The 13,194-nt window shown below is 62.9% G+C and carries 16 protein-coding genes; 5 read left to right on the top strand and 11 right to left on the bottom strand.

What is annotated here, in order from left to right:
* The 4 genes from hutG to LOY45_RS10530 all read right to left on the bottom strand — a co-directional run bounded on the left by hutG (window position 1) and on the right by LOY45_RS10530 (window position 2,918).
* Window positions 1–939, bottom strand: coding sequence for a formimidoylglutamase (gene hutG, locus LOY45_RS10545; RefSeq protein ID WP_115087404.1), 939 nt, complete (start codon window positions 937–939; stop codon window positions 1–3).
* Window positions 940–958: 19 nt separating this feature from the next.
* On the bottom strand, window positions 959–1,684 hold the full coding sequence (locus LOY45_RS10540; RefSeq protein ID WP_258579095.1) for an IclR family transcriptional regulator: 726 nt from the start codon (window positions 1,682–1,684) through the stop codon (window positions 959–961).
* Window positions 1,685–1,786: 102 nt separating this feature from the next.
* Window positions 1,787–2,098: an NIPSNAP family protein gene (locus LOY45_RS10535; RefSeq protein ID WP_258579094.1), complete on the bottom strand. Its 312-nt coding sequence runs from the start codon at window positions 2,096–2,098 to the stop codon at window positions 1,787–1,789.
* 160 nt (window positions 2,099–2,258) lie between these two features.
* On the bottom strand, window positions 2,259–2,918 hold the full coding sequence (locus LOY45_RS10530) for an HD domain-containing protein (protein WP_115087408.1): 660 nt from the start codon (window positions 2,916–2,918) through the stop codon (window positions 2,259–2,261).
* A 200-nt stretch (window positions 2,919–3,118) separates the two neighbouring features.
* On the opposite strand from LOY45_RS10530, the gene LOY45_RS10525 reads away from it, so the two are divergent.
* Window positions 3,119–4,218 (top strand): IS3 family transposase gene (locus tag LOY45_RS10525; protein ID WP_476705458.1). Its coding sequence is split into 2 segments (ribosomal slippage): window positions 3,119–3,323 and window positions 3,323–4,218, totalling 1,101 coding nucleotides; the frame shifts between segments, so codons are not numbered across the junction.
* Between the two features lie 107 nt (window positions 4,219–4,325).
* Here LOY45_RS10525 and LOY45_RS10520 read toward each other — a convergent pair.
* Both LOY45_RS10520 and LOY45_RS10515 read right to left on the bottom strand, forming a co-directional pair.
* Complete coding sequence (locus LOY45_RS10520; RefSeq protein WP_115087409.1) at window positions 4,326–4,886, bottom strand: hypothetical protein; 561 nt, start codon at window positions 4,884–4,886, stop codon at window positions 4,326–4,328.
* Window positions 4,883–5,404, bottom strand: a complete 522-nt coding sequence (locus LOY45_RS10515; protein WP_134062223.1) for a GNAT family N-acetyltransferase — start codon at window positions 5,402–5,404, stop codon at window positions 4,883–4,885. The genes LOY45_RS10520 and LOY45_RS10515 overlap by 4 nt, the downstream gene beginning before the upstream one ends.
* Window positions 5,405–5,677: 273 nt before the next feature.
* On the opposite strand from LOY45_RS10515, the gene LOY45_RS10510 reads away from it, so the two are divergent.
* Entirely contained in the window at window positions 5,678–6,685 is a 1,008-nt protein-coding gene (locus LOY45_RS10510; protein WP_115087411.1) for a GlxA family transcriptional regulator, read from the top strand.
* On the opposite strand, the gene rarD is transcribed toward LOY45_RS10510, so the two are convergent.
* On the bottom strand, window positions 6,649–7,578 hold the full coding sequence (gene rarD / locus LOY45_RS10505; RefSeq protein WP_258579093.1) for an EamA family transporter RarD: 930 nt from the start codon (window positions 7,576–7,578) through the stop codon (window positions 6,649–6,651). The genes LOY45_RS10510 and rarD overlap by 37 nt on opposite strands.
* Before the next feature lie 98 nt (window positions 7,579–7,676).
* Between rarD and LOY45_RS10500 the strand changes: the two genes are divergently transcribed.
* Window positions 7,677–8,132 carry an Lrp/AsnC family transcriptional regulator gene (locus LOY45_RS10500; RefSeq protein WP_115087415.1) on the top strand — a complete coding sequence of 152 codons (456 nt, stop codon included), beginning with the start codon at window positions 7,677–7,679 and terminating at the stop codon, window positions 8,130–8,132.
* Between the two features lie 136 nt (window positions 8,133–8,268).
* Here the strand turns inward: LOY45_RS10500 and LOY45_RS10495 are convergent, their stop codons facing one another.
* The gene (locus LOY45_RS10495; RefSeq protein WP_010226837.1) at window positions 8,269–8,739 is read right to left on the bottom strand and encodes a hypothetical protein; all 471 of its coding nucleotides are present in this window, start codon (window positions 8,737–8,739) and stop codon (window positions 8,269–8,271) included.
* Between the two features lie 100 nt (window positions 8,740–8,839).
* On the opposite strand from LOY45_RS10495, the gene LOY45_RS10490 reads away from it, so the two are divergent.
* On the top strand, window positions 8,840–9,373 hold the full coding sequence (locus LOY45_RS10490) for a hypothetical protein (RefSeq protein WP_115087419.1): 534 nt from the start codon (window positions 8,840–8,842) through the stop codon (window positions 9,371–9,373).
* Between the two features lie 8 nt (window positions 9,374–9,381).
* Here the strand turns inward: LOY45_RS10490 and LOY45_RS10485 are convergent, their stop codons facing one another.
* The gene (locus tag LOY45_RS10485; RefSeq protein WP_233674336.1) at window positions 9,382–10,602 is read right to left on the bottom strand and encodes a benzoate/H(+) symporter BenE family transporter; all 1,221 of its coding nucleotides are present in this window, start codon (window positions 10,600–10,602) and stop codon (window positions 9,382–9,384) included.
* A gap of 100 nt (window positions 10,603–10,702) precedes the next feature.
* On the opposite strand from LOY45_RS10485, the gene pdxR reads away from it, so the two are divergent.
* Entirely contained in the window at window positions 10,703–12,217 is a 1,515-nt protein-coding gene (gene pdxR / locus LOY45_RS10480; RefSeq protein WP_258579092.1) for a MocR-like pyridoxine biosynthesis transcription factor PdxR, read from the top strand.
* 92 nt (window positions 12,218–12,309) lie between these two features.
* On the opposite strand, the gene LOY45_RS10475 is transcribed toward pdxR, so the two are convergent.
* A complete protein-coding gene (locus tag LOY45_RS10475; protein ID WP_115087423.1) occupies window positions 12,310–12,888 on the bottom strand; it encodes a thioredoxin family protein in 579 nt (192 codons plus the stop codon).
* A 24-nt stretch (window positions 12,889–12,912) separates the two neighbouring features.
* Window positions 12,913–13,176 carry a DUF2790 domain-containing protein gene (locus LOY45_RS10470; RefSeq protein WP_115087425.1) on the bottom strand — a complete coding sequence of 88 codons (264 nt, stop codon included), beginning with the start codon at window positions 13,174–13,176 and terminating at the stop codon, window positions 12,913–12,915.
* Window positions 13,177–13,194 lie beyond the last annotated feature (18 nt).

The raw sequence follows: 13,194 nt of genomic DNA, 5'->3' as shown, positions 1-13,194 counted from the left end.
TCAGTCGACCAGGCTGGCCAACAGCCGCGCACCTATGCGCGCCGTTCGCTGGTCCTGGTCGAGGCCAGGGTTGAGTTCCGCGATATCGGCCATGCGCAACTTGCCGCTCGCTTTGGCGCGGCGGGCCAGGTGCTCGACCACCATCAACTCGACGCCATGGGCCGAAGGCGCACTGACGCCAGGCGCCTGGCTTGCCGGTAGCACGTCCAGGCAGAGGGTCAGGTACAGGTGGTCGATGCCACTGAGGAAGTCATCGACAAAGGCTTCGAGAGCGGCGATGTTCCACGGCTGCATCTGCCGATCAAGGCGATAGCGCACGTTCAGGCGCCGGGCCTGGTCGAACAGCGCCTGGGTATTGTTCAACTCGCTCACGCCCAGGCAGCAATACTCAAAGGCCATGCCCGCCTGCTGGCAGTACTCGGCGATCTGCCGGAACGGCGTGCCGGAACTGCTCTGGGCGCTATGGCGCAAGTCGAAGTGCGCATCGAAATTGACGATGCCGATGCGCGGGCGCTGTTCGTGCCGTCGCAGATGTCCGGCCAGGCCAAGAAAACTGGCGTAGGCGATTTCGTGCCCGCCGCCCAGGCCCAATGGCAGATGCCCTTGATCAAGCAGTTGCGTCACTCGCTTGGCATAGGCCTGCTGGGCGCCTTCCAGATCGCTGCCGAGGCAGACGAAGTCGCCGCTGTCATACACCGGACGCTGGCCGCGCCAGGCCAGGTTAGCCAATGCCTTGCGTAGGGCCGGTGGCCCCTGGCGCGCACCGCTGCGGCCCTGGTTACGGATGACACCTTCATCACAGGCCAGGCCCACCAGGGCGTTGCCTGCCGGTTGATCGTCAGCCCAGGGCCGCACCCATTGGTGCCAGCGCAATGCCGACGCACCTTCTGCGGCATCGACGCGACCCTGCCATAGCGGCAGTGCGGTATTGCTGTTCATGCGGGGTACTCCAGTAGATTCAGTCCAGCCGCGCACCGATGCGCAGGGCGACCTCACAGGTCCAGCGGGTCAGGCGCTCGCTGTTCTGCCGGGCTCGAATGGCCGGGGCCATCAGGCTGATTGCGCCGTGCAGGCGGTTGCGGCTGTCGAGCACCGGAGCACTGACGCCCCAGATGCCGTCGTCGATTTCACCGAGGCTGATGGCATAACCCTGGTCACGGATCTGCACGAAGCTCTGGCGGTAACTGTCCAGTGCTTCAGCCTCCAGGCCCTGTTCCTCGAGAATGGCCAGGCTGCGCGCCGGCTCCATGTGCGCCAGCAACACCCGCGCCGAAGCGCCGACCCGCAACGGTTGGGCCAGGCCCTTCTGGTAACAGCAGCGCAGCGGCTGCGGACTGTCGATCAGTTCGATACAGATGGCCTGGCCGTTACTGGGCACCATCAGTGCCACGCTTTCCTGGCTGAGTTCGGCCAGGCGCCTGAGCTCGGGCTTGGCCAGCGACACCAGCAGCGCCTCGCGGTCGAATTTCTTCGCCAGTTGCAGGCAGGCCGGGCCCGGCAGATAGCGGCCATGAACGTTGTCCTCGGCCAGCCCCCAGCGCAGCAGGGTCTTCAGGTGCCGATAGGTACTGCTCAGGGGCTGGTCCAGTTGCAGGCTCAGCTCCTTGGCCGACACGGCCTCGTTGGCCTGGCCGAGGGCAACGAGGATTTGCAGCAGGCGATCGGTGGGCGCGGTGTAGGTCATATGTGCTCCTTGTCGCCATGGTGCACAGTCTTTCTCAATAGGTGAAACTCGATTCCCATTGAGTGGGAAATGCCCTACTTATAGAGGCTGAACCGCCGTTTGTCAGTTCCGACCGAATACTGGCCGAAAGAACGAACGCTCATAGCTGAGGATGCACCGGGTATCCTGGGCGTACTGGAAGGCGGCCAGGCACTCGGGGTCGTTCATCGAGTCCTGGCGGTAGCGTTCGTACTCGGCAAGGCTTGGGAAGGTGAACATCGCCAGGGCGATATTGTTGGCGCCTTCCGAGGGCAGGAAGTAACCGTGGTGCTGGCCGCCGAAGCGTTCCACCAGCGGGATCCAGAGTTTGCCGTAATGCTCGAACTCGGCGAGTTTGTAGGGGTCGAGGACGTAGCGCAGGTAGCAGGTGATCATCGGTGGGTTCTCGCTCAGGTTGTTGTCCAGGGAAACGGCAGAACTGAAATCAGTCCCACTCCATCTTCACATCGGTTTTACGGCGAAATTGATCAACAATTGATGGGTGGTGAGCGTCAGTGGGTTCACTGAGGCGTCCTTTCGGTCAGTGTGGTGTCGATCAAGGCTGCGGGCTGCCAATCTCATCCATGAAACCTTGCACAAACAGCTCAAGCCGCCGATGCCGCTCCGCCGCCAGGCGTGCGCCCTCCCCGGTCTGAAAGCCCGAGGCCAGCTTGAGCAGTTTGCTATGGAAGTGTTCGAGGCTGTACTGCCGGTCCTGATAGTCGCGCCCTGCTGCGGTGGGATTATTGAAGTCGTACAGGGCAGAGCCCATGCGCCCGCCGACGTAGAAGCAGCGGGCCACGCCGACCATGCCGATGGCGTCCAGGCGGTCGCTGTCCTGAAGGATTTTCGCTTCGAGGGTTTCAGGCTGCAAGCCAGCAGAAAAACTGTGGGTGGCGATGGCGTGGGCCACGGCGCTGATGCGCTCGGCGGGCCAACCCAGTTCAGCCAACAGTTTTGCAGCCTTATCCGCAGACAGGCTCGAGGCCTTTGAGCGCAGTGGGGAACTCTTCTCGATCACGACGCAGTCGTGCAACAGCGCGGCGGCCAGGAGGAGGGTCAGGTCGCCGCCCTCTTGGGCCTGAATGGTGCGGGCGTTGATCCAGACCCGGTGGATGTGAGCCAGGTCGTGGGAGCCATCGCCGTTGTCCGCAGGCAAGTGCGGCAACAAAATGTCGGCAAGGTCTTGGCAGGGATCGAAAGGTTGGGCTGGCATCAGGAATGGCGTCTTGGACCGGGTTATCGAAAATACGCCAGCGGCGCCTGGATTGCGACCGCTTCGCACTCGATCGCGGGTCAAGCTGAACTGGCCTAATGATTTTGGACACCTTCGTCGGGCGCTATTATGGCGCCCAATTGGAGGCAAAATCAGTGCGAAAATCTTACTCGAACGAATTCAAAATCAAAGCTGCCGAGATGGTGCTGGACGATGGTGAGTCAGTCCCTGATGTCTGCGAGAGCCTTGGTCTAGGGCGGACCGCGCTTCGTCGCTGGGTCGAGCAACTGCGCCAGGAACGAGAAGGTCAAACACCAGTCGGCGCCAAGGCCATCACTCCAGAGCAGCAGCGAATCCAGGAGCTGGAAGCGCTAGTCCGGCAAAAGGACCGGGATATCGAAATCCTAAAAAAGGCCAGTGCTCTCCTGCTTCGGGACTCCAAGGATCGTTCTCGCTGATCAACGAACTGAGTGAGCAATTTGGTGTTTTCGACTGCTGTCGCGTCCTTGGAGTTCGGCGCAGCAGTTTCTACGCATGGCGAAAACGCCAGGGACGAAAGGATCCGGTCAGAGAGGATCTGCGTTCAACGATGGTCAGCCTTTTCAAGGCCTCTCGTAGCTCTGCTGGGTCGCGAACGCTGGTTCGGGAATTGCGTCGTGCTGGCCATAAAGCCGGGCGATACAAGGTACGTATGCTGATGAAGGAAGCCGGTCTGCAATGCAAGCAACGCAGGCCGCATCGTTACCGATCATCGGGCACAGAAGCATTGATCGCGAGTAACCAGCTCAAGCGAAACTTCAACGTCTCGACGGTCAACCAGGTGTGGTGCGGCGATGTCACCTACATCCAGGTAGGCAAGCGTTGGCTGTACTTGGCGGCTGTGATCGACTTGTATGCTCGCCGAGTGGTGGGCTGGGCTTTCTCAATGATCGCCGATGCCCGGCTTGCCTGCGAGGCGCTACGAATGGCGGTCGAATCTAGAGGTAGACCGGCTGGAGTGATGTTCCACTCGGATCAGGGTTGTCAGTACACCAGCCATAAATTCAGGGCTGCTCTTGAGGAGTACGGTCTGGAACAGAGCATGAGTCACCGAGGCCAGTGCTGGGATAACGCCGTCATGGAGCGCTTCTTCGGTGCATTGAAGTCTGAGTGGATGCCAGCAGAAGGTTACGAAACCGAAGCGCAAGCACAGTTAGACATCCAGGCTTATCTGATGCGTTACAACCTTAAGCGTCTCCACAGCTACAACGGCTATGAAACCCCGGTAGCCATGGAGAAAAAGCTCAAGGTTGCGGTATGAACCTAAACCGGTGTCCAAAATCTGTTGACCAGTTCAAGCCCGCTCCCACAGGTTACGCACCAGAGTCAAGAACAGCATCGGATCCGCCCTAACCCAGGCAACTCCATTTATCCGCGATGGGACGCGGCGCGCCCATAAATCAGTAACTCGCCACCCGTGGCGATCACCAGGCTCAGGCCGGTGTAGGAAAACCCGAATGCGCGCACTTCGGTCTCGATCGCCAGGGTATGAAACTGCCAGGGCCGGTTATAGCGCGCACCATGCAGCCACGAACCCGGCTCGACCAGCAGCAGGTGCTGCTCGGGCCAGGCCAGGGTGATGTTCTCCACGACCCAGCCATCGCTGGTGCTGATCGGCAGGCTGCCGCCCTGAATGCCGGCCATGCGAATCACCCGGTCGTGCAACGGGCCGATGCCGCGGGTTTCCAGGTAATGGTCGCTGCCGAGGTTGTCGGTACGGTCGCGGGCAATTTTCTCGCCGGTACGACAGTCGATCACGCTACGGCCTGAACTTGAGGCCACCAGCAGCCGCTCGCTGTCGCGGTCGAAACCGATTTCCAGCAGGCCGGCGACGGTGAACTGGCCGGTCAGTTTCCACGGCGCGGGTGCTGGCGAGACCGGCTGTTGGCGGATGGCCTGGCGTAACGGGTCGAGGTGTCTGCTGGTCATGGCGCCTTCCAGTGCTGATGCGTCAGCCGGTACACACGCACGGGCCGGCCGTGAAACTGCACGGTATCGAACGCATTGAAACCGGCTTTTTGCGCCACGCGCAAGGAGGCGACGTTTGCAGATTCAATGATCGCAATGACTGCAGGCTGTTGTTGCTGGCTGAATACATACTCCAGCACACCCTTCACCGCCTCGCTAGCGAGCCCCTGACGCCAATAGCGCGTGGCCAGCCGATAGCCCAGGCTGGCCTCCTGCACCCCTGCGACCTGCTCCGGGCTGACCCCGCAGAACCCGACCAGCTCGCCGCTGGCCTTGTCGACCAGAGCCCACTGGCCCATGCCGTAATTGGCATAGCACTGCACGCACCAGTCGATGAAGGCACCCGTCATCTGTTCGTCGCAGACGCCGCGCAGCGAGAACTTCATGACCTCGGGGTCGCTAAGGATGGCCGTCAGGGCGGGCAGGTCCTGGCGAGAGAGTTCGCGGACGAGCAGGCGCGGGGTTTCGAACAGGGGCATGGATACTTTCCTTGTATCGGTGTAGGAGCGGCGGTGCAGCGCCGCTCCTACAATCCCTATCGCCAGCCGGTTGGTCAACCCTCGCGGGAAATCGGCACTCCTGCGCTGGCTTTCGGCCCAGCCACGAGATATGACCGTTTTTTCATGGGTAGCCTCCAGAGGGGTTTTGAAGGTTAGGTGTGCCGGGTCCGCCAGGGTTCATTTCGATTGCCATTGCGGGCAGGGCAATATCTGGCATCATCGCCTCAACCTGCCAGTTCGCGGAGCCGCGCCTTGCCCACCCCACGCCAGTTCAGCAAGAAATCCAGCACCAGCAACATGCTCAATCTCAAACACCCTGTGGCGGCCTGTACCCCGGCTTATCAGGTGGGTTTCCTGCTGCTGGAGAACTTCTCCATGGCCAGCTTTACCGTGGCGATGGACGTACTGGTCACGGCCAACCTGCTCAAGAGCCAGCTGTATTTGAGCACACCGTTTTCCCTGGGCAGCGAACGGGTGACCAGTGACCTGGGCCTGGAGATCTATGCCGCGCACATCGACCGCGCGGCCCTGGACCACCTGGACATGCTGATCGTCTGCGGCGGCTTGCGTACCCCGCTCAAGTACCCGGAGCTGGACAGGCTGCTGGCCGATGCCGCCGCCCACCAACTGGCCCTGGGCGGGTTGTGGAACGGTGCCTGGTTTCTCGGCCGCGCCGGGGTGCTGGAAGGCTACAACTGCACCATTCACCCCGAACAACGGGCAAGCCTGGCCGAGCGCAGCCCGCAGTGCACCATCACCCCGGCAAGCTTTGTGCTCGACCGCGAGCGCCTGACCGCCGCCAGCCCCAACGGCGCGCTGGAGATGATGCTGGGGTTGCTCAAGTTACAGCATGGCGAGGCGCTGGCCGAGGGTGTCGAGGAGATCCTGGCGTTTTCCAGTGCGCGCTTTCGCCGGGTCGACAGCAGCCAGAAAAAAACCATGAGCGCGCCACTGCGCACCATCGTCGAGCTGATGGAAAGCAACCTGGAAGAGACCCTCAGCCTCGATCAGCTGGCAGCCTACAGCGGCCGTTCGCGGCGGCAGATCGACCGCCTGTTCCAGGCGCAACTGGGCACCTCGCCGAGCCGCTACTACATGGAACTGCGCATCACCAAGAGCCGGCGCCTGCTGCAGTATTCCGACCTGCCGCTGATGGATGTGGCCATTGCCTGTGGCTTTGTTTCGGTCTCGCACTTCAGCAAGTGCTACTGCGCCTACTTCGGCTACCCGCCTTCGCGCGAGCAGCGGCTCGGCGAGTAAGTGCGGCGGTTGCCGTTGAGGCTCAAGCCGCCCTCCACCACCAGTACCAGCACCGCCAGCCAGATCGCCAGGTAGGTTGGCCACTGCGCCGGGGCGATGCTGTCGCCCAGCAGCACCGCGGCCACCACCAGCAGCACCGGCTCGACATAAATCAGCAGACCGAACAGGGTCAGGTTCAGGCGCGGTGCCGACAGTGCTTGCAAGCCCAGGGCCGCCGCGCTGATCGCACCCAGGCCGAGCACCAGCCAGGGCAGGTTCGAGGCCAGCCCGGCAAGGCCGAGCACCACCCCGCCCTTGAGCACGAAGTACAGGCTCACCGGCAGGCTCAAACTCATGTCGAACCACAGCCCGCCCATATTGTTGGTGTCGGTCACCCGGCGCAGCCAGAAATACAGGGGGTAGCCCAGGGATACCACCAGCACCGGCCAGGAAATCGCCTTGGCGATGGCGATCTGGTTGATGATGCCCAGCGCCGCCAACGCACACGCCAGCAGTTGCAGGCGGCTGATCGAATCCTTGAAGGCCAGGCGGCCGACAATCACCATGACCAGCGGCATCAGGAAGTAGCCCAGCGATACATCCAGGCCATGGCCGTTGATCGGCGCCCACATGAACAGCCACAACTGCACGCCGAGCAAGGCTGCCGAGACCAGGCGAATCGCCCAGAACCAACGCTCCTCGAACAGCCGCTGGAAGATCCGCCGCACCTGCGGCCAGTGTCCGCTGGCGATCACCATCAGGGTCAGGCACGGCACGGTCAGCAGAATCCGCCAGCCGTAGATTTCGGCGCCGTCGAGGGGCGCGAGCAGGCTGGTATAGGCGTACATCACCGCGAACAGCACCGAGGCGAGGACATTGAGCACTACACCCAACGTGGAGTTATGCGCGGTCATTGCAAATACCCTAATGAGGAGCTACAGACGGTGATAATTTATTCCGCAGCCACTGATAAGTGCCCTCGTTTTCACCCCTCAAGATGAGAAATTTTTGCATGGACCTGGACGAATTCGACCTTGCCCTGCTCGCCGCCTTGCAGCGCGACAACAGCCAGCCCCTGCGCGAACTGGCCGAGCAGGTGCACTTATCAACGGCCTCGGTGCAGCGGCGTATCCAGCGCTTGAAAAAGACCGGGGTGATCCAGGCCAACGCCGCGGTCATCGACCCGGACAAAGTCGGCCAGGTGATTACCCTGATGGTCGAGGTACATGCCGACCGCACCCAGTCGGCGGACCTGGAAGTGATGAAGCGCGCCTTCTCTGGGCCTGAAATTCAGCAGTGCTATTACGTCACTGGCGATGCCGACTTTTTGCTGGTGCTGACGGTGGCGAGCATGACCGTGTTCCAGAACATCGCCCAGCGGCTGTTTCACGATAATCCGAACGTGAAGTGGTTCCGGACCATTGTGGTGCTGGAGCGGGTCAAGACGACCTTGCAGGTGCCGCTGTAAGATCTGCGCCTGCCTGCACTGGCCCCGCGATGGGGTCAGTACAGCCTCCCCATCAGGTGGCGTCTGGATTGCGACCGCTTCGCGCTCGATCGCGGGTCCAGCCCGCTCCCACAGAGTTGCGCTGCATTCAAACCCACTATGGCTGCGGCAACGCCTTGAGTGCTGTGGCCAACGCCTCGGCACTGGCATATTCCTTCTGCCCCGCCACAACCCCCTGCTCCAACTGAATCCACAGCACCTTGTCTTCAGCCCCCGGATAGCGCGCAACCACCTTGCCGTCGCGGTCCAGCACCACCCGGTAGCTGTAGTCGCGCATGGCCGGAATCGCGAACAGCTTGCTGATCAGCGCCGGCATGCGCTGAATATCAGCGACGAACACCGCATCGCGCGCTTCCAGGTAGCCCTTGGGCTGTTCGCCCACTGCAGCCTGGACCAGCTTGGCACCGTCCATGTTGCGCGCCACCAGCAGCACACGGGTCTGCTCGTTGAGGCTGTAGGCCTGGTCGTGCTGGTCGAGCAAGGTAAAGGGTGCCAGGCGTTCACCGACTTCGGCGGCGCTGGCCAGCAGCGGCATCAGGCTCAGTAGCAGGGTAATGGCGTATTTCACAGGTGACCTCATTGTCAGTGCAGGACTGCTGATCCTAGCGTGGATGCGAGGGCTGCAGTACCCTTTGCGCTCATTTCAAGGAGGACCCGGTGTGCCAAGGATGCTGACATTGTTGCTCTGCTGTGCCCTGTTCCCGAGCACCGCCTGGTCGGCGCTGAGCCTTGGCGAGTTCACGCTGGGCATGCCGCGCGCGCAGGTCGTGGAGGTAATGGAGCGGCATTTCACCCGGGTCTGGCTGATCAACGGCGTGCACTACAACGTGCCCCGTCAGTACTACCAGGCTGTCGACCCGGTACCGGGCATCGAACCCTACAAACTCGGCGGCGTCGAGGTCAGCCGCATCGAAGCGGCCTTCGACAAGGATGACCGCCTGCGCCAGGTTTCGCTGTCGCTGGAGACCACCGACGGCGAACGCGCCATGCAACTGGTGCCGTTGATGCGTCAGGCCAAAGAAGCGCCGAACAGCAGTGGCCGCCACGACCTGCTGCTCGAAGACGGTGAACTGACCTACTGGACCAGCGCGTTCTGGGAGTGGACGGTGATCAACATCGCCGACAAGCCCACTTCGCTGGAGAACATCCCGGCACGGGCGCGCAGCGACGAGAATCAGCGCGCCAAGGCGGCCAAGCGCTGATCGCTGCCTTACCCCTTGCCATTGCTGGCACCGATCACCCCTGCCCGCTCCCGGCGCGGCAAGCGGCCATTGAGCACGGCATAAGCGCCCAGGCCGATCACCAGCCCCCAGAACGCCCCGCCGATACCGAGCAAACTGATATTGGCGGCCGCAGCCAGAAAGGTGATCAACGATGCTTCGCGGGTTTTCGCATCGGCCATGGCATTGGCCAGGCTGCTGCCAATGGTGCCCAGCAGCGCAAGCCCCGCCAGGGTGCTGATGAAGGTGGCCGGGAAGGCCATGAACAGCGCGGCCAGGGTTACCCCGAAGACGCCGACAAGAATGTAGAACACGCCCGCCGCCACCCCGGCGATCCAGCGCTTGGCAGGTTCTTCGTGGGCTTCCTTGCCGGTGCAGATCGCCGCGGTGATCGCGGCGATGTTGAAGGCGTGGGAGCCGAACGGCGCCATCAACAACGAGCCCAGCCCGGTAACGGCGACAATAGGGTTGGCACTGGCCTTGAAGCCGTCATTGCGCAGCACCAGCATGCCGGGCATGTACTGGCCGGTCAGGGTAATCAGGAACAGCGGCAGGGCCACGCTGAGCATGGCATTGAGCGAAAATGCAGGCGCGGTGAAGACCGGCGTCGCCAGTTGCAAGCGCAGCCCCGACAGCTCGACCTGCCCGCGCATCAGCAAAAAGCCCAGCCCCAGCAGCAGGATGCCGACCACCGCATAGCGCGCACTGAAGCGCTTGAAGAGCAGATAGGCCACGATCAGCAGCGCGGCCAGCAACGGGTCGACGCTGAGCCCGGCAAAGGCACCGATGCCGAATTGCAGCAGGATCCCGGCCAGCAGCCCCGCCGCAATGCCCGGCGGGATCAGGCGGATGAGCTTGTCGAAACAGCCCGATAAGCCCAGCAGCACAAACGCGGCTGCCGAGATCAGGTAGGCGCCCACCGCCTCGGCGTAGGGCGTACTGGCCAGGGCCACGACCAGGAAGGCGGCGGCCGGTGTCGACCAGGCGGTGATGATCGGCTGGCGGCTGAGCCAACTGAGCAACAGCCCGCTAACCCCCACGCCGATGGATACCGACCACACCCAGGAAGCCGTGAGGGCCGGGCTCAAACCAGCGACCTTGGCCGCTTGGAACACCAGGATGAAGGTCCCGCCGTAATTGACGATAACCGAGATGAGACCGGCAATGAGCGGGTGCATGAGGTCGCCGGGGCGTAGTGCTGAAGTAGACATGGCGGCAGGGTTCCTTGCGAAGAGGCAGTGACGAGCGACCGAGTGTACGAATAGACTGGCCTGCCCGTTCAGGCCAGTTTCTTCACTTGCGGCAGACCACATGGCAACCACGTTCGAGCTTGAAACCCTGAAGATGCGCGTCAACGACGCCGAGTTCGCGCCGCTGGACCTGCACCAGCGCATCCAGCGTGCCCTGCGCGCACTGATCCTGGAAGGCGCCCTGGCCGGCGGCGTCAAGCTGCCCGCCAGCCGCGCCCTGGCCACGTCGCTGGGGGTCGCCCGCGACACCGTCGAGAACGCCTACGTGCAGTTGCAGCGCGATGGCTACATCCTGCGTCGCGAGGGCTCGGGCAGCTATGTCTCGGACAGCCTTGGCGCCGAACTGCGCGGCAGCACGCAACGGCGCATCCGCGCCCAGGCACAAAAACGCAGCGATCTGCAGCCCGGCCAGGGCCTGAGCCAGCGCGGACGCATACTGTTCGACAACGGCGGCGTCAGCGACCAGCAGGCAATCAAGGCCTTTGCCACCGGCCTGCCGGAAACCCGCTCGTTCCCGCTGGAGGTCTGGGAACGCCTGCAGCGCCAGGCCGTTAAAGACCATCGCGGCAACATCCTGCTGCACGGCGACCCACAAGGCAGCGAGGCCCTGCGCAAGGCCATTGCCACCTACCTGAACCTGGAACGCGGCGCCAAGGTGGCGCCCGAGCAGGTGCTGGTGCTCAGCAGTACCCGTCAGGCACTGTTCCTTTGCGCGCAGATGCTGGTCGACGCCGGCAAACCGATCCTGCTGGAGAACCCCGGCTACTTTGGCGCGAAGAAGGCCTTTGAAGCGGCGCAAGCGCGGGTCGTGCCGATCGACGTCGATGCCCACGGCATCCGCACCGACCTGTTGCGCGCCGACCGCAGCGGTGCCAGTTGCGTATACGTCACCCCGTCGCACCAGTATCCCACGGGCGCGACCCTGAGCCTGGAGCGGCGCCTGGAGCTGATCAACTGGGCAGCGGAAAACGGCAAGTGGATCATCGAGGACGACTACGACAGCGAGTTCCACTACGACGGCCTGCCGACCGCCTGCGTGCAGGGCCTGGACCGCCACCAGCGCACCCTCTACATCGGCACCTTCAGCAAGACCCTCTATCCCGGCCTGCGCATCGGCTACATGGTGCTGCCAACGCAACTGGTGGCGCCGTTCAGTGCGGCGCGCAGCATTGTCGACGGACACACGCCGCAGGTCCTGCAACTGACCCTGGCGCGCTTCATGGACGACGGCCACTACAACGCCCATGTACGCGCCATGCGCAAACTCTACGGCGGGCGCCGGGCGTGCCTGCTCGACGCCATTGGCAAGCACCTGGCGGGCATCGTCACGGCCATGCGCCCGCCGGGTGGCCTGCAGATTCCCTGTTTGCTGGAGCCAGGCTGGTCAGAACAACAAACCCTGCGCCTGGCCGCCCGCGCCGGTGTGCAGTTGCCAGGGCTCAGCCGTTTGTATGCCGGTGAACATAAACAACAGGGCTGGTTGCTGGGCTATTCATCGCTGACGGCCAGCGAGATCGAAACGGCAATCCGGCAACTGGCCAAGGCCCTCTGCAGGAGCGGGCTTGACCCGCGATGAAGCCCGTTCGACCAACACATCAGGCGGCGCTCGCTAAAAGGCCAACCTCAATCGCTCGATCACCTGCTCGATCGAAGGCCCCTCGACCGCCTTCACCCCGCCTGCCCGTCACGCTCCTTGAGCAGTTGCTGGATCACCTGCTCCTGGGTGTCGTAGGCCCCTTCGCCAAAGTGCACATAGCGCACCTGGCCGCTGCCATCGACGATGTAGTGCGCCGGCCAGAACTGGTTGCCGAAGGCGTTCCAGATCGCATAGTCGTTGTCGATGGCCACCGGGTAGGCGATATCCAGTTTCGCCACTTGCTCGCGCACATTGTCGACCACCCGCTCTTCGGGGTATTCCGGGGTGTGCACGCCGATCACCACCAGGCCCTGATCAGCGTAGCGCTTGGCCCAGGTGTTGACGTGCGGCAGGCTGCGCCGGCAGTTGATGCACTCGTAGGTCCAGAAGTCCACCAGTACCACCTTGCCCTTGAGCGCTTCGCGGTCCAGCGGCGGCGAGTTGAGCCACTGCACGGCGCCGGCCAGTTCCGGCATCGGCCCCAGCACTTCAAGGCTTGAAGGCGTGCCAGCGAACAGGCGGTTACCAAGGCCCGCCACCGCCAGCAGCACGGCCAGCAGTGCGGCGATGCCCAGCACCCGGCGGCGGGTAGTGATGAAGTTGATGCTCATGTACGAACCTCCCTGATCGATGGCTTAACCGCCGTCATTGCAGTCGCTGGCAAATTTCAGGTACTGCAGGCGGTGTTCCTTGCCCTGGGAATCAAGGTAGTCCATTTGCGCATTGACCACGCCGCAGCCAATCCTGCTGTCCTCGTGCAGGGCCAGGACCTTGTGCACATCCAGTTGCTGGCCGTAGCGATACTGCTGCACCGGTACGGTGTCGTCGGCCTGGGCAGCAACGGTGCCGAGGCTGAGCAGGCTAAACAGGCTGGCAGTGGCAAGGGTCTTGATGTTCATGGCGGTACTCCCGAATCA

The organism is Pseudomonas wadenswilerensis, assembly GCF_024749185.1.
In the GTDB taxonomy this organism is placed as follows: Bacteria; Pseudomonadota; Gammaproteobacteria; order Pseudomonadales; family Pseudomonadaceae; genus Aquipseudomonas; species Aquipseudomonas wadenswilerensis.
Note: the sequence above shows the minus strand (reverse complement) of the source record. Positions and strands in the feature narration are given on the sequence as shown.

Coding starts and splice junctions, on each gene's coding strand:
- hutG (WP_115087404.1), bottom strand. CDS start 939: ATGAACAGCAATACCGCACTGCCGCTATGGCAGGGTCGCGTCGATGCC.
- LOY45_RS10540 (WP_258579095.1), bottom strand. CDS start 1,684: ATGACCTACACCGCGCCCACCGATCGCCTGCTGCAAATCCTCGTTGCC.
- LOY45_RS10535 (WP_258579094.1), bottom strand. CDS start 2,098: ATGATCACCTGCTACCTGCGCTACGTCCTCGACCCCTACAAACTCGCC.
- LOY45_RS10530 (WP_115087408.1), bottom strand. CDS start 2,918: ATGCCAGCCCAACCTTTCGATCCCTGCCAAGACCTTGCCGACATTTTG.
- LOY45_RS10520 (WP_115087409.1), bottom strand. CDS start 4,886: ATGACCAGCAGACACCTCGACCCGTTACGCCAGGCCATCCGCCAACAG.
- LOY45_RS10515 (WP_134062223.1), bottom strand. CDS start 5,404: ATGCCCCTGTTCGAAACCCCGCGCCTGCTCGTCCGCGAACTCTCTCGC.
- rarD (WP_258579093.1), bottom strand. CDS start 7,578: ATGACCGCGCATAACTCCACGTTGGGTGTAGTGCTCAATGTCCTCGCC.
- LOY45_RS10500 (WP_115087415.1), top strand. CDS start 7,677: ATGGACCTGGACGAATTCGACCTTGCCCTGCTCGCCGCCTTGCAGCGC.
- LOY45_RS10490 (WP_115087419.1), top strand. CDS start 8,840: ATGCTGACATTGTTGCTCTGCTGTGCCCTGTTCCCGAGCACCGCCTGG.
- LOY45_RS10485 (WP_233674336.1), bottom strand. CDS start 10,602: ATGTCTACTTCAGCACTACGCCCCGGCGACCTCATGCACCCGCTCATT.
- pdxR (WP_258579092.1), top strand. CDS start 10,703: ATGGCAACCACGTTCGAGCTTGAAACCCTGAAGATGCGCGTCAACGAC.
- LOY45_RS10475 (WP_115087423.1), bottom strand. CDS start 12,888: ATGAGCATCAACTTCATCACTACCCGCCGCCGGGTGCTGGGCATCGCC.
- LOY45_RS10470 (WP_115087425.1), bottom strand. CDS start 13,176: ATGAACATCAAGACCCTTGCCACTGCCAGCCTGTTTAGCCTGCTCAGC.